Annotated in this window: 15 protein-coding genes; 1 reads left to right on the top strand and 14 read right to left on the bottom strand. The window is 64.9% G+C overall.

Translation table 11 applies throughout. The annotated features are described in order from the left end of the window. Positions 1–155 precede the first annotated feature (155 nt). The gene (locus ACPFL9_RS11185) at positions 156–2879 is read left to right on the top strand and encodes a WecB/TagA/CpsF family glycosyltransferase (protein WP_426002685.1); all 2724 of its coding nucleotides are present in this window, start codon (positions 156–158) and stop codon (positions 2877–2879) included. Here the strand turns inward: ACPFL9_RS11185 and ACPFL9_RS11180 are convergent, their stop codons facing one another. From ACPFL9_RS11180 to ACPFL9_RS11115, 14 genes are all read right to left on the bottom strand, one after another. Continuing rightward, the gene (locus ACPFL9_RS11180; protein WP_426002683.1) at positions 2880–4220 is read right to left on the bottom strand and encodes a hypothetical protein; all 1341 of its coding nucleotides are present in this window, start codon (positions 4218–4220) and stop codon (positions 2880–2882) included. 19 nt (positions 4221–4239) lie between these two features. Next, a complete protein-coding gene (gene epsE / locus ACPFL9_RS11175; RefSeq protein ID WP_426002681.1) occupies positions 4240–5460 on the bottom strand; it encodes an exopolysaccharide biosynthesis GT4 family glycosyltransferase EpsE in 1221 nt (406 codons plus the stop codon). A gap of 22 nt (positions 5461–5482) precedes the next feature. Next, entirely contained in the window at positions 5483–6316 is an 834-nt protein-coding gene (locus ACPFL9_RS11170; protein ID WP_426002680.1) for a chain-length determining protein, read from the bottom strand. Further along, positions 6304–7746 carry an O-antigen ligase family protein gene (locus ACPFL9_RS11165; RefSeq protein ID WP_426002679.1) on the bottom strand — a complete coding sequence of 481 codons (1443 nt, stop codon included), beginning with the start codon at positions 7744–7746 and terminating at the stop codon, positions 6304–6306. The genes ACPFL9_RS11170 and ACPFL9_RS11165 overlap by 13 nt, the downstream gene beginning before the upstream one ends. Then, the gene (locus tag ACPFL9_RS11160) at positions 7743–8981 is read right to left on the bottom strand and encodes a glycosyltransferase family 1 protein (RefSeq protein ID WP_426002678.1); all 1239 of its coding nucleotides are present in this window, start codon (positions 8979–8981) and stop codon (positions 7743–7745) included. Before ACPFL9_RS11160 ends, ACPFL9_RS11165 begins: the two co-directional genes overlap by 4 nt. Then, positions 8978–9916, bottom strand: coding sequence for a DUF6492 family protein (locus ACPFL9_RS11155; protein WP_426002677.1), 939 nt, complete (start codon positions 9914–9916; stop codon positions 8978–8980). The genes ACPFL9_RS11160 and ACPFL9_RS11155 overlap by 4 nt, the downstream gene beginning before the upstream one ends. Continuing rightward, positions 9913–11400 (bottom strand): oligosaccharide flippase family protein, encoded by a 1488-nt coding sequence (locus ACPFL9_RS11150; protein ID WP_426002676.1) that lies wholly within the window; start codon positions 11398–11400, stop codon positions 9913–9915. The genes ACPFL9_RS11155 and ACPFL9_RS11150 overlap by 4 nt, the downstream gene beginning before the upstream one ends. Next, positions 11397–12461 carry a glycosyltransferase family 2 protein gene (locus tag ACPFL9_RS11145; protein WP_426007534.1) on the bottom strand — a complete coding sequence of 355 codons (1065 nt, stop codon included), beginning with the start codon at positions 12459–12461 and terminating at the stop codon, positions 11397–11399. The genes ACPFL9_RS11150 and ACPFL9_RS11145 overlap by 4 nt, the downstream gene beginning before the upstream one ends. Positions 12462–12466: 5 nt before the next feature. Next, entirely contained in the window at positions 12467–13129 is a 663-nt protein-coding gene (locus ACPFL9_RS11140) for an acetyltransferase (RefSeq protein WP_426002674.1), read from the bottom strand. Beyond that, entirely contained in the window at positions 13126–14286 is a 1161-nt protein-coding gene (locus ACPFL9_RS11135) for a DegT/DnrJ/EryC1/StrS family aminotransferase (RefSeq protein WP_426002673.1), read from the bottom strand. Before ACPFL9_RS11135 ends, ACPFL9_RS11140 begins: the two co-directional genes overlap by 4 nt. Continuing rightward, positions 14283–15302, bottom strand: coding sequence for an NAD-dependent epimerase/dehydratase family protein (locus ACPFL9_RS11130; RefSeq protein ID WP_426002672.1), 1020 nt, complete (start codon positions 15300–15302; stop codon positions 14283–14285). Before ACPFL9_RS11130 ends, ACPFL9_RS11135 begins: the two co-directional genes overlap by 4 nt. Further along, entirely contained in the window at positions 15299–16408 is a 1110-nt protein-coding gene (locus ACPFL9_RS11125) for a Gfo/Idh/MocA family protein (RefSeq protein WP_426002671.1), read from the bottom strand. The genes ACPFL9_RS11130 and ACPFL9_RS11125 overlap by 4 nt, the downstream gene beginning before the upstream one ends. A 58-nt stretch (positions 16409–16466) precedes the next feature. Continuing rightward, complete coding sequence (locus ACPFL9_RS11120) at positions 16467–18158, bottom strand: sugar transferase (RefSeq protein WP_426002669.1); 1692 nt, start codon at positions 18156–18158, stop codon at positions 16467–16469. Positions 18159–18401: 243 nt separating this feature from the next. Next, complete coding sequence (locus ACPFL9_RS11115) at positions 18402–18659, bottom strand: hypothetical protein (protein WP_426002668.1); 258 nt, start codon at positions 18657–18659, stop codon at positions 18402–18404. Between the last annotated feature and the right edge of the window lie 36 nt (positions 18660–18695).

The raw sequence follows: 18695 nt of genomic DNA, 5'->3' as shown, positions 1-18695 counted from the left end.
GCCGTACGGCAGCCGTTGGCGCGGCCGGGAGACAACTCAAGAAACACAGGGCGGCAGGTGCTGCCCGCGGCGATCCGGGCAGTGCAGCAGCCCCGGGTCGTCGCGCAATATTGTGCCATGAGTCAAGACCCGGACCTGAGCCTGGAGAGCCGAGAATGCTGCAGCCCAAGACACCCTTCGGCAGGAACGCCACCGCCGCGCGCGATGCACTCCACGCCGCCACCGTCCTGCACCGCGGTACCCGCGCCGGCACCCGCCCCGGCAGGGGCGCGGGCGGACCGGGAAGCCCGCAGCCGGGCATGCTCGAACTCGGCGGCGTGCCGGTGCGGCTCATGGACTTTGATGATGCCGTTTCCGGCATCATTGCGCGCGCAGAATGCAGTACCGGACGTCCACTGGGTGTCTGCTCGGCCAACCTGGACCACATCCTGCACTTTGGCGCCGGGGGCCGGTGGGCGGGCGTCCTCGGGCAGGCCTCCTCCGTGGAGTGGTTGACCCTCATGGACGGGGCTCCGTTGGTCTCGGCGGCCCGCCGCATGACCTCGACATCCTGGCCAAGGCTTGCGGGAAGTGACCTGATTGGTCCCTTGCTTGACGAGGCTGGGCGTCGAGGGCTGCGGGTGGGGTTCCTGGGCGGATCGGACGAAGCGCAGGCGATGATCAAACGGAAGCTTGCCGCGGAACGCCCGGATGTGGCCGTTGCCGGTTGGTGGGCACCGTCGCGGGAAGTGCTGGGCAATCGGGAAGAGTCCCGGGCGTTGGCTGCCCGGATCAAGGAAACAGCCCCACACATCCTGGTGGTTGGCCTCGGAAAACCTCGGCAGGAGTTGTGGATCGACGAGTACGGTCCACAAACCGGAGCCAGGGTGTTGCTGGCCTTTGGAGCCGTGGTGGACTTCCTGGCCGGAAGGGTACGCCGGGCACCGGCCTGGATCAGTTCCCATGGACTTGAGTGGGGCTGGCGGTTGATGCTTGAACCCCGCAGGCTCGCCCGCCGGTATCTGGTGGACGGCCCCGAGGCCTACTTCAGGCTGCTGCGGACAAGCGGCCCTTGGCTGCCGGCGGCAGAACCGGCACCATCACGGCCGACGCCGGTGCAGGCCGCCGGCCACACGGCCGGATCGTTCGTTCCCGCGGAGGTGGCTGCCGACGTCGCGGTTCTTGCCGTGACCTACAACAATGCCGATGACGTGGATGCGCTGATCGCGGGCCTCCGGCAGCAAACAGCCGCCCAGTCACTGAAGGTCGTGGTGGCGGACAATTCACCCACCGGTGAAACCCTGCAGGCTCTTGCCCGCCACCCGGATGTTGTTGCGGTAGCCACCGGGGGCAACCTCGGATACGCCGGCGGAATCAACGCCGCCATGAGGCAAGCCGGAGAGGCCGGGGCATATCTGGTGCTGAACCCGGACCTGCGGGTTGAACCAGGTGCGGTCGCAGCCATGCGCCACAGGATGGAGGCAACGGGAGCCGGGATGGTGGTGCCCGTCCTCCTGGACGATGACGGCAGCGTGTATCCGTCCCTTCGGCGCGAACCCGGCGTCCTGCGGGCGCTGGGAGACGCGGCACTGGGCAGCCGCCTGCCGCGCCGGCCGGGCTGGCTGGCAGAGATGGATTTTGAGCCGGAGAGCTACCGGCACGCCCACAGGGTGGACTGGGCCACCGGCGCGGCGATGCTGATCCATGCCGACGTAGCCCGCGCGGTGGGCTGGTGGGATGAGCGCTTCTTCCTCTACTCGGAGGAGACGGACTACTGCCGGCGGGTCAGGGCGGCCGGTGCCTCGATCTGGTTTGAGCCGGAGGCGCGGATGTGGCACGAGCGGGGAGGCTCGGGGACCTCCCCGCAGTTGACGGCGCTGATGTCCGTCAACCGCGTGCGCTACGCGGAGAAGTACTTCGGCCCGGGCCGCCTGGCGGCATTCCGCGTGGCAGCTGTCCTGGCCGAGGTCCTGCGATCAGGTAAGCCGGGACATCGGGAAGCTTTGGAAGCACTGCTCAGCTCCCGGCGGCGGGAAGCTCTGCCCGGGGCGACCCTGCAGCACGGCAGCGCCGCTGCTCCCCCGTCCGGGACCATTGTCATTCCGGCGCATAACGAGGCGGCGGTGATCGGGCGCACGCTCACCGCGCTGGCGGACGTGATCGGCTGGGGAACGGTGGAGGTCATCGTGGCCTGCAACGGTTGTTCGGACGGGACAGAGGAGATCGCATCCGCCTTTGACGGTGTGCGGGTGCTCCACGTTGCGGAAGCGTCGAAGACCGCTGCCTTGAATGCTGCCGACCAGGTGGCCAAGGCCTGGCCCCGCCTCTATCTGGATGCGGATATCGAGGTAAGCGCCGAGGCTGTGGGGCAAGTTCTGAGGCGCTTGGCTGAAGGCACGTCGCTGGCTGCACGGCCAGCCTTCGTCTACGACACGCAGGGGGCGTCGCCACTGGTGCGGAGCTATTACCGGGCGCGCATGCGGATCCCGTCCAACTCGCAGGCACTGTGGGGTGCCGGCGTCTTCGGGTTGAGCCGCAAAGGCCACGCTCGCCTGGGCTCGTTTCCGGCGGTCACCGGGGATGACTACTACGTCGACCGGCTGTTCGGGCAGCACGAAAAGGCCGTCCTGGAGACGGAGCCCGTGGTGGTGAGGACGCCGCGTTCAGCCTCTGCCCTGCTCGGCATCCTGGGGCGGAACTACAGGGGAAATGCACAGCAGGATACGGCCGGCGGAACCACGGCGCGCGGCACCGTGCGGCAGTTGCTGTCGTCCGTCCGGGGTCCGCTGACTGCCGTTGACGCCGCCGTGTACGTGGCCTTCGCCGGTGCGGGCCGCCGTCGTGCGGTGTTGTCACGCAAGACAGCTTCCGGATGGGAGCGCGACAACAGCAGCCGGTGATCAGAAACCGCAGGTACCTCCCCCTTCGATGCGGTAGAGGTGCACAGCGTTGCCATCCGCGAAGCTGTCGGTGAACGTGCCGTCATTGATGGCCAGTGTGCGGTTTTCATCGATGACGACGGCGGAGCTGCCGCCGCACTTGAGCGTGAACATGGCGGGACCGCCGGCCTTCTGGTTGGCTCCGGCGAGGATGTAGATCGTGCCGTCGTGGAGCTTGGTGGCATGGTCCACCGGACCACTGATGCTGACGGCGCCGTCCAGGAAGGGGGCGTTGAGGACGGGGGCAAGATTCTTGACCTGTTGGTTGACTGCGGTGAGGGCGGGCACGATGTCCTTTCCGCAGTCCCTGATCACGTGTTGGGTCACGCAGTCGCCACCAAAATTGTGGTTGAAATAGATGATGCCCCTGGCTCCATGAATGAGGCTGCTCCACACCGCCCCCCTGAGCTCAGGACCGGTGATGGTGGCGGTGTTGGGAACATCACCTGAGGGATGGCCGTTTTCGACGAAAGCCCACACGGGGATCCTCGCTGCGGGGTCCTGGAGGTTTCGCAGCCTGTCGACGGTCCAGCCATAATTGGCCGCCAGCCGGCATTCCTCCTGTGTGAGGTCACGGGCGTATCCCACGATCGCGCCACCTTCCCCGCGACCGCAGATATTGGGATCCGTAAACCAATAGTTGTCTGCTGAGACGAGGTCCTGCACACCACGGAGGAACCCTCGTGCTTCTTCGTCCGACTCCCAGAAAGTAACGCCTTTGCCGTAGTTGGAGTAGAGCAACACACCTTGGGGCGCAACGGCCCGCCTCTCCTTCTGGATTGTGTATCCGCACGGCGATCCTGCCGGGACGCAGGGTTCTCCTTCACCGGGGTACCTTCCTGACCACTGTGCGGCACCAGGCCCGGCCCACATGTCCACTTCGTCACTCAGGGCGAAGCCCGCGGCGGCCGTGTGCGGGAAAGCCGGGATCGCGAACATGCCGGAGTCCCTGACCAGCTGGACATCGGAGTTTGCCGTCAGTTCCACATAGGTGTTCAAACCAGCAGCCGAGTCCATGGCTACGTTGCCCTTGTCCAGGACGCTTTCCAGCCACACTCCGATGGGAAAAAAGGCGGGGTCGGCGGGCAGGCTGCCCTTGAACCGCGCGTAGTAGTCCGGGCCGCCATCCACCTCACGCAGAGATATGGCGGTGGTCCCCGCGGACGTCGCGTCTGCGGCCTTTCCCGTGGCGGAGGGAGTGGCATCCCGGGAACCCGGCCCGGATGCCACGGCAGCAACAATGCCCACCGCGGCGACTGCGAGCGCACTTCCGGCCCACAGGCCCATGGTCTTGCCCCTCAAGGTTTCCTCCCGGTTTGCTTCAGATCAATGCTGCGAGGGCGCGGGCGCTTGCCCGGACGTCGTAGGACTCTTCAAGGCGCAGGCGGGCCCGCTGCCCCATGGCTGTGGCTTGCGAGGGACTGTGGAGGGTGTTGAGGATTGCTGCTGTTAGTTGGTTGGAGTTCCCGGGCTCAACCAAGGTGCCGGTGTGTCCGCTGGCCACCAGGTCCGGAACTCCCCCGGCCGATGTTGCGACGATCGGCACTTGCATGGCCATGGCTTCCATGATGGCTACTCCCAGTGGTTCCTCGTGGCTGGCCAAGGCGAAGAGGTGTGCGTTTTCGAGTTCAGCTTTGATGCGGCTTTCGGGCACGGCGCCCAGCAGTGTTACCCGGGGGGTGAGCCCGCGCTCCGTTACGGCACGTTCCACTGCTGCCCGGTAGCCTTTCCCGCCGTGGTCGTCCTCTCCGGCGATGGTCAGGACGGCCTCCACGCCTGTGTCGACCACGGAGCGGAGGGCGGAGAGGAGTTCGATGTGGCCTTTGCTGGGGTTGAGCCTCCCGCAGCTGAAGATGCGGGCCGGGCCGGTGCCCTGCCAGGGGATGTATGGTGCTGCGCGGCTGAAGGCAGCCAACTCCACGCCCATGGGGGCGACTTCGACGTTCACCGGCATGAATCCATCCAGCTGCTTTCGGGTTTCCCTCAGGAGTTTCTCGGTGATGACGATCGAGAACTTGGCGTTCCGCCATTTCTGCTGCTGGTTGGGTCCATAGTCACTGAGGGGTCCGTGGAGGGTGAGGCTGTAGGGAATGCCTGTGAGGAGGTGCGCGAACAGGGCTACCTGGGCTGAGTCGGCGCAGGAGTGCACGTGGATATGTGACCACCCCCGTGTGTGTGCATGATGTGCCAGTTCGGCTCCGGCCCAGAAGAGTCCTGCGGTTCGCAGGACATCACGGGCCATGGCCTTCGGGTTTGACTGTCGGCGCAGGCCCGAAGCTTCTGCCAAGAGGGCAGGATGGTGCAGCCCGGGCAGGGCGGATTTGGCTGATCCGCTGACGCTCTTAGGACTTGGGGGCATCAGGAACTTGGTCTCCGGCAAGCCGTCCTGTGCCCATGGTGGCGTGATCCCTGTTTGCCTGGGCCTACGGGTGGACACTGGTTCGGGATGTTGCCCGAGGTCCATGAGGGCTTTCAGCTCCCGCCAGAAGAAGGCATGGGTTTGACCGGGGAACTCCGGTACGAGATATCCGAATCTGGTCATCGCCTGTGCTCTATTCGGGCGTTCAGCGCGTGTTTGCCGTTTTGAGGGGGTCTTTCGGTGCGGTCTGCCGGCGTGCTTCAGACCGTGGACGTGGGTCGCTTGCCACAAGAGTTTCCAAGTGGGCGAGTGCCGCCGCCTCCTCGGGTGCAGGTGGGACCGGTCCCGGCACGAGTGGCTTTGATTGCCGGCGTGTCCGGTTCCTGGGTTCACCGTTGCTGTTGTTGTTCCGGGTCCTGGAGGCTTCCACGGCACGGGCGAGGGAGACTGTTCCAAGCGTGAGGACGATCCCGGCCACCACGACAACGATCACCGACCTGAGCCTGCTGGAGAACTGTTCTGTGGCTTTGTCGGGTGGGGCAACCGCCAAGGCCGTAAACAGGTACCTGTCGGAGGCTCCATTGATGGTTTGAATGGTGCGCAGGTCTTGCTCCAGCCGTTCGCCGAGGGCCTTCGCGGTGGCGATGGCCTGCTCCTTGTCGTCGGAGATCCCCGAGATATCGATGAGGAAGGCGTCAGAGGGCCGCTCCACTTTGTAGTCCGTGCTCAGTCCGCGCGAGGCAAGGAAATCGCCGGTGGCGACATCGTTAAGCCGTGTGACCGCCACTTGCGCTACCAGGGACGTGTCCGCGGACCGAAGATAAGGATTGTCAGTGTTCAACAATCCGAGGGACGGGTCCTTTTCGATGTCCTCGGACGTGGGAGTCTTTGGATTGACGATCGCGTACGTCGTCCGCGCTTCGTAGGTCCGTGGGGCGTACGAAAACATGTAGACCGCGGCCACGGCTGTCAGAAGGAGGACCGGCAGCACGAAGATCTTGTAACGCCACAGTGTCTTGAATACGGCTACGGGGTCCATGATCCCTCCTTGGGGAGTGGTTGCGTGGTACTTGGGCGTTCCGGGGGCTCGTGATGCGGGGCTTCGCCTGGTTCCTTGAGCTGGATTTCTCGGCGGACCATGTTCCAGGCTCCACCTGCCAATCCGACGATGAAGGGGTAGGTGAGGGCGAAGACCGGGAAGGACATGGAGTCGAAGGTGAAGGAGCAGACGGCGGCGACGATGCCTGCGGCCGCAACGGCGCCGGCGAGGCATCGGAGGGCCGGGATGCGGGATGCGCGGGCTGCAAGGAGTGTCGAGAGGCCCGGCAGGGTCAGGTAGGCGATTAAACCCACGAGCCCCACCAGGCCGATGGTCACCGTGGCGTTGAGGTACTGGTTGTCGAGGATGTGGATGGCGTTGCTGGGCATGTAGTTCCCGGGCCCAACGCCGAAGAAGGGCCGCTCTTCCACCATGGCTGCTACCCGTGGATAGTTGTTGGTTCGCGTCGTGATGGAAGGATCATTGTCGCCGGCGGTCAGTGACGCTGTCAGAGTGCCCACGAGCCCGGGCACACCGAGGAAGAGGGCCGCCACAATGGCGGGGGCGGCGATGAACGCCCAACGGCGCGCCATCCTGGGCAGGAAGGGAATGAAAACGGCCATACCGGCCAACAGTCCCAGGATTCCGGAGCGCGAGACTGTGGACGCAATGGCGAATACCAGCAGCGCCGTGATGGTCCAATGCACCCATTTCCTGCCCTTTACGTCGTACAGGCTCCTCCAGATGGAGAGGGGAAGGAGCATGGAGCAGATGACGGCCAACTCGATGGAATGGAACGTGCTTCCCGAGACGCGCATCATGGCGCCACGTATTTGGAAGGCTGTGTTCCCGCCGTTATTGGTGAAGCCCGGCATGGCCATTTGCAGCCACTGCATGGGGTCCACCCTGAAGAAGAACTGGACGACGGCGACGAGGCAGCAAAAGGCGGCACCGGCCAGCAAAGCCCTGGTTAGTGCAATGGCCGCGTTGAGTGTTCGTACAGCTTCGGCGGTTACGAGGATGATGCCGGCACTGGCCAACAGGAGTATCAGCCATCGATCGGCGGCGGCGCGCGCCGGGCTTTCGCTTCCGCCTGTGTAGCCCGAGTACATGGCCGCGTACGAGGCGCAGGTGCCCACCCACAGCAGAACGAAGCCCATGCGCCCCGGATGCCGGTTCTCGAGGGGGTTGGTCAGTCCGAAGAGCACGGAACATACCCATACGGCCAGCAGGAGCAGCGCAATGATCAAGGGCAGGGTGCCGACTGCCCCCAGGGGCTTGAGCACCATGTTGGAGGGGAAAAAGAAGATCCCGAACGCTGCGAACTTCAGGAGCAACGGCACGTGCGACGTGCCTTTGCCGGGTTCGAGGCCGTCGATTCCGGCAAAAGCGCTGGGCCGCATTGCCGGCCTGAACCTGGTGCTGCTCATGGCGATCCCGGAAGTATGGTGTTGCCTGAGCACGCCGACTCCAGCACCTCGGCAAAGGCGTCTGTAGATACTCTCCAGTCCAGCCGCCTCCGTGCGGCAATCCTTGAGGCCCGGTCCTGGATGTCGTTGGCCTCCACGGCGCGTGCCAGGGCTCCGGCCAAACCGCTGGGGGTGGCCGGTGCCCAGATAACCTCCGGATCCTTCAAAACCTGCGCGGCGAACGCTGATTCGTTCAGGACCGGGACGTTGCCCGCGGCCAACAGTTCCTCCGGAACAAGGGAGATGTTGGTGAATGACAGGGCAAGGCCTGCGACGGTGCTGTTGTACAGCCTGTTGAGATCTCCGGGTGGCAGGTTCCCATGATTGTTCACAGGAATGGACCACCCGGTGATGCTGTCCCCGTAGATGTGGATTTCCTGGTCGGGGTGCATGGCATGGAACTGTTCCAGAGCCAGCTTCGCCAGGAGATAGCCGCGCCGGTCTACAGCCCGCTTGGCGTAATACACCACCCCGTGGCGGGTCGGTGCCCCCTCCGGCCCTTCAAGCAGCCTGTATGTCCTGGTGTCGCACGCGAAGGGCACGGAAGCCGCGGGCTCCATACCCAGTTCGGACTTCATGACGGCGCCGATCATTCCCCCAAGGGCGATGTTGGTGAACCCGAGCCGGTAACTGTTTTCTGCGAGCGCATACAGGGTGCCCCTCGGGTAGAAGTAGGGTTCGTAGTCCTGGATGAAGTAGAAACTGTGGAGGTGTCGGCTGCCGTGGGCTGCGGCCGCATAAGCCGTAGGCCAGGAGCTGGCGACGATGGCGTCCATGCCGTGGAAACCTTCGGCGACGCTGCGGATCTCCGCTTCCATGAGTGGCCAGTGCTTTCTGATGACAGCGGCGTGGCGGGATACGTCGTCGCTGTTCCTGTCGTACAGGAAGAGGGCACAGCGGTGTCCGCGTTCTTCCATGCCCTGCACCATGCGGAAGAAGGTGGTGTGGCCGCCTGAGCCTGGACCGGGCGGTGTGCAGACCCAGCCGACATTCATGGCGCCGGATACCGGGTGGGGCTGACGGTGTGGTGCGTTATTGGCGGACGCCTGAAGATCTTCCGTGCGGACGGGCAGGTCGGGTTCGTTCACGGACAGCCGTTCGAGGGCCTTGCCTGCTGCCTTGTGGATGATCTTCCTGGTGACTGCGGGCCAGCCGTCTCGTTGTGCGTGTGCCATGACGCGGTGGAGTACGTTCATGGGCGGACTCCCCGATGGTTGGATCCTTGGCGTGCCTGCCTGAAGGCCTCCAGTGCCTGCCTTCGGTCCTGCAGGGGGATCCCGGCCTTGGCGGAGAGCATCACCACGTTCTTGTCCGGCGGTGCTCTGCGCAGAAGGCGTTCAATGTCCGCTTGGGTGAGCCTTTTTTCTTCCGAGTGCACGATCCCTTGCATTTCGCTGACGTGGGCACCGGGACCCGCGGCGACTTCATCCACGTACAGCCCGTACAGCATCATCTCGGAGAAATGCAGTTCGGCCCCGACGGCCGTGGACCAAAGGCGTCCTTTCACCTCCTGGATATGGAGGAGCATGTCCCGCACCAGCCGCGGTTCCCAGAGGCACGGCCAGCAGATGTAGTCGTCCAGGTCTCCGTCCGGTGGCGGTTCAAGGCCCAGCAGCCTTCGGGCCGACGCGTGCCAGAGCCTGTGGCCGGGCAGTGTTTTGTCAACACCTCCGGGTTTGCGGTACAGGGCGATGGAGCCATTGTGCCTGAACGTGTCGAGGTTGGTCTCGCGGATCAGCACGCTGTCGGAGTCCAGCAGCAGGGCTCCATCGACGTGCAGCACGGATACCGCCGACAGTTTCAGGATCTGCTGGGTAATCCAGCCTCGGACCGGTGGCCAGGGGCGGGCGCCATTGACCCAGACGTTGACTCCGGGAGCCTTGATGAAGGACCGGGGAAGGAACTCGCGGGCATCGTGGACTTCCGTCCTGGGTCCTTGGAGTTTCCTGAACGCCGGAAGGTCCTGGGCCGGCACAATAATGTGGTGCACCACGCCGGGGGCCGTCAGTTCAAGGACGGAACGGTTGAGGTCAACGCAGAGTTCGAGGTCAGGCAGGTAGCTTGGCGTGACCACTGAGAGGTTGCTGCCGTGCATGGACGCCGGACTGGCAGGTATTGGAGGCGGCATCATGCGGCACCCTCTTTCGCGGTTTCGGGCAAGGCAGTGTTCAGCCGGCCCCGCAGGAGGTTCCTCAGGGTCAGAAGGAGCACCCTCCCCTGCCGATAGGTCAGCGTGCCGTATACAGCGACACCCGCCAGGCCACCCAGCAGCAGCGGGACAACGGATCCCTGCACGGTTCCTGCGACCAGCCAAGCCGCGGTTCCTGCCGCTGCTGCGGCCAGCAGCGGCACGATGCTCCCCCGCATCAAGTCCAACGCCCGGATGCCCAAAACCAAGGTCAGGACCCTGACATACATCGGAATGACCACCAGGCAGGCCACGACCGCATGTGCAGCGCCCGCGCCGGCAATCCCCCACTGGCTGATGCCGACGTACAGGGCAGGCACCAGGGCGGCCAGCCACACTACCTGAACCCAGAAGAGCCACATGGTCCGGCCGGCGCCAACCGACAAGTCGGCGAAGAGTTCCACCAGGATGCGTGTGGCACCGAACACTCCCAAGGTAGCCAAAGCCACTGAGGCCGGGGCCCAGGTGGATCCGTAGGCTACGACGATCAAGGGGTGCGCCAGGCCCACCACCATCGCTGAAACCGGGAAGGCGAAGTATGCGATACCTGCAACAAAACGCCCGGCCAGCGTCCCCAGGGTGCCGTCGGCGTACAACCGTCCGAAGGTTGGGACTGCGGTCGCCCTGATCACCGACGTAATGACGGCGCTGGGGAGCCCGGCCAGATTGAATGCCAGCAGGTACAGACCCAAAGCCGTGGGGTCCAGCAGCCTGCCGATCAGGAAGTAGTCAACATTCAGGGTGATGAAGACCACCAGGTTCGCCATCGCCAGGGGCATCCCAAGCTTCACCACCTCCAGCGCCACGGAGCGGTCGTAACCCGGCAGGTAGCGGCGCGGGGTGATGATCCAATAACCCACCAGGGCCACCAGCTGGCCACCAACCCGGGACCACGCCAGCGCCATGGCACCCCAGCCCTCGGCAGCCATGGGAACCACCAGCACGAGCACCGTCAGCACGCTTCCGACATCCACGAAGACCCGGGCCTTTTGCAGGTACTCCCGCCACACCATGGTGGACGGGACCGCACCGAGGCCTTGGAGCAGGATTGTCAGCGACAACACCTGGATGACGGGGGTCGCTGCGGGGTCGTCGAAAGCCGCTGCGAGCGCGGGTGCGGTGATGATAGCCGCTGCTGTCATTACGGAACTCGTCACCAGGGCGATCGTGAACACGGTAGGGGCTACCCGGTCGGGATCCCCGGTGCCCCGTGCAAGGGACGCCGTGGCACCGAGTTCAGCCATGTTCGTGGCTATGGTTTGGACAACGATCGCAACTGCGAGAGCACCAAAGTGTTCGGGCGCGAGCATCCTCGCCACGATGATGGTGGTGGCGAACTGCACAATGCGCCCCAAAGCCATGTTCACGCCACCCCAGAGGGTGGCGCCTACGGCCCTTTTTCCCAGTGCTCCCCCGGTTTCCGTCATGAGATGCCCGTCATGGCCCACAACCGCCAGCGCACCCGGTCAAGCTGGCCCCGGATAAAGGCAAGCGATGATGCGGCGCCACCAGGCCCGCGTCCCCGCGTTGCCCGGGCGATCCTCGCCTGGAGCAGGTTTGCCCTGCGCACATTGCCGGGGACATCGTGCAGTGACTCGACGAATTTCCTGAGTTCTGTGGCCGTTTCCACGGACACCGGGCCCGCCAATTCGCTGCAACCGAGGCGGGTTGCTTCCCGGCACAGGGCTTTCTTGGCGCGCAGCAGTTGCTTTGTCCGTACGGCGGCAGGGGCCGGGAAACGCGGATCTTCCAGCACACGGAAGGCATCCAGGCGGTGCTGGATGTCCACAGCGGCGGAGGCAAACCGGGTCTGGTGCATGTTGCTGCCGTGCACGCGGTAGTACGCCTGGACCGGACCGTTGATCCGGCCCACATCCCAGGACGCTGCTGCCCTCAGCCAGTACTCAAGGTCACCGGAGTGTGGCAACAAGGGGCTGTACGCCCCGATGCCCAGAACGGCTTCGGTCCGCATCACGACTTCCGGGGACAGGATAAAGTTCCGCCCCCGGGCGCAGGCCAGTGACATCCACGTCCGGCCATCCCACACTGTCCACGTTTCGCGTTCCGGCGGGCCGGCGGGCGGCGGCTGTTCCGTGAAATCCCTGGGGAGGCCGTACACAAGCCCCACACGCGGATTGGCTTCCATCAGGGCAGCGGCCCGGGCCAGCGCACCGGGTGCCACCAGGTCATCGGCCGAGACGAGAGTGACGTACTTGCCGGCAGCCCGGGACAGGCCGTCGTTGTAGGTAGCGATGTGTCCCTGGTTGCTGCTGTGGGCCACTACCGTGATGCGGGGATCTGCCGAGGCCAACTGCCGGGCAACGGCCAGGCTGTCGTCGGTGGAGGCGTCATCGACGACGATCACTTCAACATCCACCCCGTCCTGCGACAGGGCGCTCGCGGCCGCCTCCGGCAGGAAGCGCCCGTAGTTGTAGCAGGGAACCACCACCGACACCACGGGACGGCGCGGCAGGGGGCGGGGGCGCATGATCTTCACAGGATGCCCTCCAATGCCGGGAAGTTCCCGCGTTGTATCACCTTGGCCGGCACGCCGGCCCAGGTTTCGTCCTGGGGGACGTCGTGGAGGACCGCAGCACCCATCCCGATCGTGGCGCCGGCACCGACGGAGCGGCGCTCGCGGACACTGGCGTTCATGCCGATGTAGGCTGCCCGGCCGATGACCACGTTGCCGCCCAGCGATACGCCGGCTGCGAAGGTGCTGAAGTCGCCGGCCACGTCATCGTGGGTGAAGGTGACGCCGGGCATGGCAACCACGTGGTTGCCCAGGGTCACCGACGCCGTCATGGTCACGTGGGCCAGGATGATGCTCCCGTAGCCGATATGGCAGCCTTCCGGGACATGGACGGACGGGTCGACGGCGGTGGCGTACCGGTCTTCTGCCAGGCCCAGTGTTCGCAGCCGCATGGCCACGCTTTCCCTTCCGCTTCCGGAACCGATGCACAGCAGCAGCCTGGCGTGCGGAAAGAGGAGCGCGTCCCGGATGGGTCCCAGGACATGGGCTCCGTCAACCACCCGACCCAGTTTGTCCTCGTCGTCATCCAGGATCCCTATGACGTCGTACTGCCCGCTGTTGCGCACCATGGCCAGGACTTCCCGGGCCAGTCCGCTGGCGGCGATCAACAGGAGCTCGGTCATCGTCCCTGCCCCGCCGCCCGCAGTACGGAATCGATCACCCGGAGCTGGTCCCCCAAGGTGAGCTGGTGATACAGGGGCAGGATGAGCGTGTGGTCGGTGAGCCACTCGGTGGCCGGAAGGGACACCGGGCCCGCGGCCGCGTAGGCCGGCTGCCGGTGCGCGGCCATGATGCCGCGCCGGGCCGAAATTCCGTCCTCCGCCAGCTTCTCCATCAGGGCATCCCGGCCGAGCCTGAAGCCCGGCCCCACTTCGATCCAGCACGACTGGAAGTTGGTTGTACCGTAGCCGGGGTCGGCAACCAGGCGCAGGCCCTCGATGTCCGCGAAGGCATGGGCGTACTCCGCGGCCAGTTCCCGCCGTCGCCGGACCGCCTCCTGGAGGCGGCCTAGTTGGACAAGCCCGACGGCGGCCTGAAGGTCGGTCATGCGGTAGTTGTAGCCGACTTCGAGGTACTCTTCGGCAGGGGCCAGGATGCTGGCGTGGCGATCGGCTGCCGAGACGCTCATGGCGTGTTCGCGCAGGCGGCGGGCTCTGTCCGCGAAATCCTTGCGTTGGGTGGAGAGCATGCCGCCCTCACCGGTGGTCAGGATCTTGCGGGGATGGAAAGACCAGGCAGCGAGTTCCGCTCCTGCCCCGGCAGGGCGTCCGCGGTACAACGAGCCGATGGCACATGCGGCATCCTCCACCACAGTGATGCCCATGGGGTCGCACAGGCCCCGGATGGGGTCCAGGTCCACGGGGACGCCGCCTTGGTCCACGACGATGACTGCCGTGGTGCGGGGAGTCAGGGCGGCCCCGATGGTCTGCGCCGTCACGCATCCCGTTGCCGGGTCCACATCGGCAAAGACCGGCCTTGCGCCGAGATATGTCGGGGCGTTGGCCGTGGCTATGAAGGAGAACGAGGGAACCACCACGTCGTCACCGGCTTGGACGCCCGCCGCAGCCAAGGCCAGGTGCAGGGCTGACGTGCAGCTCGAGACTGCAACTGCAAAAGCGGCTTCCTGCCGGGCAGCGAAGGCGTCCTCGAACTGGCGTACCTTGGGACCTTGCGCCACCCAGCCGCTGGCAATGACGTCAGCCACGGCCTGGGCTTCTTCGGTGCCGAGCCAGGGTTTCATCACATCAATGCGCGCCACGGATGTCCCGTAGGTAGTCATCGGGCACCTGCCACGGGTGTCTCCCGGCGTGTCACTTCACGGGCTGCCGCAATCTCCTCGCGCAACGGGCGCCACCAGGCAACCAGCGAGCGCAAGCCGTCTTCCAGGCCAATGGCGGCTTCGAACCCCAGGTCGCTGCGCGCCGCCGTCGTATCCGCCAAGCGGCGCACCACGCCGTTGACGGCGCGTTCGGGTCCGTGCTCCAGGTGCAGTGGGGAGCCCATGACGGCCAGGAGGGTTTCGGCCAGTTCCGCCAGGCTGGTTTCCGTGCCGCTGGCGATGTTGTAGATGCCCTCCCTGACGTTGCTGGCGGCAGCGAGGACATTTGCCCTTGCCACGTCGGCGGTGTGGATGAAGTCCATGGTTTGTTCGCCGGTGCCGAAAATCAGTGGCGGCAGGCCGTCGGCAATCCGCTCCATCCACCGGACGAGCACCTCGGTGTAGAGCCCGTGCACATCCATGCGGGGCCCGTAAACGTTGAAGTAGCGGAGGAGGACATAATCCAGGCCGGACATGGCCCGGAAACTCCTGGCCATGCCTTCGTTGAAGGATTTTGCTGCACCGTAGAACGTGTCGTTGTTGTGATGGTGGTGGTTTTCCTTGGTTGGGAACGTCTCCGCCATGCCGTAGACCGACGCGCTGGAAGCGGCAATGAGCTTGTCGATGCGGTGCTCCACGGCCGCTTCGAAGACGTTGAAGGTCCCGTCCACCAGCACTTCCAGGGCCAGCCGGGGTTCTTCGGCGCACTGGGTGATCCTGATGGCTGCCTGGTGGAACACCAGGTCCTTCCCGGTCGTCAGGTCGTGGACCAGGTCGCGGTTCCGGAGATCCCCTTCCACCAGGTGCACGCGTTCGGTGGCCAGGGCGTCATCAAGGTTGGCCCGGCGTCCGCGGACGAGATTGTCCAGCACGTCAATGTGTGCGGCTCCGGCGTCAAGCAGTTGGTCGACGAGCGTGGAACCGATGGTGCCGGCCCCTCCCGTGACCAGGACGTTGGCGCCCAGGAGCGTTTTCACTGTGCAACCTGGAGCGTGACCTCATTGCCCTGAACCAGTGCCGACTGGCCGTCGGTGCCCAGGCTGCGCGAGACGGCCTCCAACACGGAGAGAACCCGCAGCCCCGATTCTCCGCTGGTGCGCGGAGTGGTGTGGTTCCGGATGGAGGCGGCAAGTTCACCGACTACCTGGCCCAGCGGTTCGCGTTCCTGCAGCGCCGGCGACCACGTGTCTCCGAGCCGGTAGGAGATCGCTGAGTTCTTCTTATCCGCTGCCGAGCGGGGTTGGTGTTCCAGGCTGACTCCCCGGTCGTAGACGCTGATTCTTTGCTGGGGGTTCAGGTCGTCCCACACGAGCGTGCGTTTGGATCCGCCAATGATCATTTGCCGGATTTTGGTGGGGCTGAGCCAGTTCACATGGATGTGGACCATGGCGTCGTTGGGGAGGCCGAAGGTCAGGTGGCCCACACAGTCGCGGCCTGTGCCCAGGGGGTCGGCGCCGTGGGCGGAGATTTCGGTGGGATGCAGTCCGCCGGGGAGGATGAAGTCAAGGATGGACAGGTCGTGCGGTGCCAGGTCCCAGAACACGTTGACGTCCGGTTGCACGAGTCCGAGGTTGATGCGTACCGAGTCCACGTACAGGATGTCCCCCAGGGCCCCGCTGGACACCAATTCCTGGATTTTCAGGACGGCCGGTGTGAAGCAGTATGTGTGGTCTGCCATGAGGACCAGCCCACGGTTCTTTGCTTCCTGAACCATTTCCAAGCCTTTGGCCCGGCTGTCGGCCAAGGGCTTCTCCACCAGGACGTGCTTCCCCGCGCGAAGGGCCGTCATGACCACCCCGTGGTGGGTATGGGCGGGCGTCGCCACGGCGACTGCGTCCAGGTTGTAGGTGTCCAGCAGTTCATCCAAGGATTCGACGACGGGCACGGAGCCGACGGTTTCGGCCAGCCGCAGTCCGCGTTCGACGTCGAGGTCGCAGATGGCCACAAGCTCCCAGTCGGGGCTCGCTTTGAGGTTCCGTGCCAGGTTCGGCCCCCAGTAGCCGGCCCCTACGACGGCGATGCGGAGTTTGGGGGTCAGCCCGTGGCCGTTGAGGTGGCTGGTGGGTATCGGTCCTATGCTCATGTTCCACTCCAGGTTTCTGTGGATGGCTTGAATTCTTTTCTGCTGGTTGTTGCCCGGGTCAATAGGCGCCGGACGGGGCTGTCATGGCCTTGAAAGTGCGCCACATGATCATCACGTCCCCGGCGATGGACCAGTTCTCCACGTAGTAGAGGTCCAGGCGGACGGCTTCGTCCCATGGAAGGTCGGATCGGCCGTTGATTTGCCACAGTCCTGTGATGCCGGGCTTGATCAGCAGGCGGCGACGGGTGTGCCGTTCGTAACTGTTCACTTCCCGCAGCAACGGCGGACGCGGCCCCACGAGGCTCATGTCGCCGGTCAGCACATTCCAGAACTGCGGCAGTTCATCCAGTGAGTACTTCCTCATCCAGCGGCCGCATCGCGTGATCCTGGGATCACCGCGGATCTTGAAGAGGACGCCGGCCCCTTCATCCTGGGATTGCAACCCGGCCAGCCGCGCTTCGGCGTCCACCACCATGGATCGGAACTTGAGCATCTGGAAGGTGGAGCCTTGCTTCCCGATCCTTTCCTGGCGGAACAGCACGGGGCCGGGGCTGTCGAGTCGGACAATGAGCGCCAGGATCAGCAGCAGCGGTGACAGTACCAGCAATGCTGCAGTCGATACCGTGATGTCCATGAGCCTCTTGAGGGTGTGTTTTCCTCCGCTGTAGTGCGGAATGTCCACGTGCATCAGCGGCAGGCCTTCCACGGGCCGCCAATGGATGCGGGGACCTGCGACGTTGGTGAGGGTGGCTGCCAGCACGAGCTCGGCCATGTCGTCCTCCAGCCGCCATCCGAGTTCCTGGATGAACTGGTTCCCGCCGGGAACAGGGCCGGCCACGATCACTGCGTTCGCGCCCGTCTGCCGGACGGTGTGGGAGATTCCGTACAGGGAAGACAGCACCGGTACACGGACGCCGTCCACCACGAGAGCGGCTCCCTTGCGGGCTCCTGGCAGGCACGCACCCACGATGTCGTAGGGGGCCCCGCTGCGGCGGTTGATCTGCTTAATGACGTATCTGGCGTCCTGCGGTTCGCCCACGACTATCGCCTTGGACAGGCAGTACCCCTGTGCCTTTTGCCGGGACAGCCAGCGACGGAAACACCACCTGCTTCCCGTGAGTGCCACCAGGCCAACGGGCAGGGACACCAACACGAAGGAGCTGACGGATTCCAGGTGGAACACCACGGCGAGGATTCCGAGGAATCCGAAGACCCGCAGACTGGCCGACAGCACGCGCTTGTATTCTTCCGGGCCCACACCCAGGACTTTCGGGTCCCGGGTCCTGTAGACCTCAAGTGCTGCCATCCATGCCGCGGCAAGGAGCACGCCGAGGAGGGCTTGTTGACCATGCCCCGCTCCGACGGCCCAGGGAGCCTGTCCCTCTGCGATCGGCAGGAACCCCGCGATAACGGCGCCCATGACGAGCAGGCTGTCGGAGAGGCGGAGGCTTACGGTGAGGAAAAGCTTCCAGTTGTTCCGGCTTCCGTCGGCCCTGCTTCGCATATCGGCCGGGGGAAGTCCGGGCAGGGTGACTGGCGGCGTGGTCATCGGGGTGACATCCGGACCCAGCGCCGCCAGTCCCGCCTTTTCAGTCCGCTGTGCAGCAACGGACTTGTCAATCCAGGGAGACACCGGCAGATTGACATCGGCCGTGGCAGGGACGCCGGTGAAGGCAGCCTTGGTGGAAAGCCGGTGCGCACCGCCAGGTGCCGCTGCCCTGCCCATTCGCAAGACCGGAACTTTTACCATGTCAGCCTTCTTCGCAGACCCGCCATTGCCTACAACCCAGTGAAGCGGCGGCGCTGAAGAGGCGCACCAGTAGTCTGTACTCAAGTTTGCTCAGGATTACCCATACGTCATACTCGCGAGTACCTAGCTGGCAATCGCGGGACTACGTGGTCGGGTTCACGTCCAATGCGTGGCCAAGTGCCGGGCGACGGGGTTGACGGCACAAAAAACGGCCGCCCTGGGGCGGCCGGTTTTTGTGAAAATTTACTCCTCCAAGGACTCCAGGTCCTCGTCCAGGATGTCGTCCTCTTCCTCATCCTCATCGTCGAAAACCTGGAGAGGGGTGACCTCGGAGTACGTGTCATAGAGAGCATCCTCGTAGACTTCGAAGGCATCCGCCACCGCGAAAAATGCTGCCTCGACAGCCGGATCGCCTTCACCCCGGCGCGCGGAGGCCGCGGCCAGGTGCTCCTCGAGTGCTGCGGTCAACGATTGAAGTGCGACACGCGGATCGATGCTCATGACTTCACGTTAGCCGGAAAAAGACGAAAATGGAGA

Source organism: Paenarthrobacter sp. NyZ202 (assembly GCF_049860755.1).
GTDB lineage: Bacteria > Actinomycetota > Actinomycetes > Actinomycetales > Micrococcaceae > Arthrobacter.
Note: the sequence above shows the minus strand (reverse complement) of the source record. Positions and strands in the feature narration are given on the sequence as shown.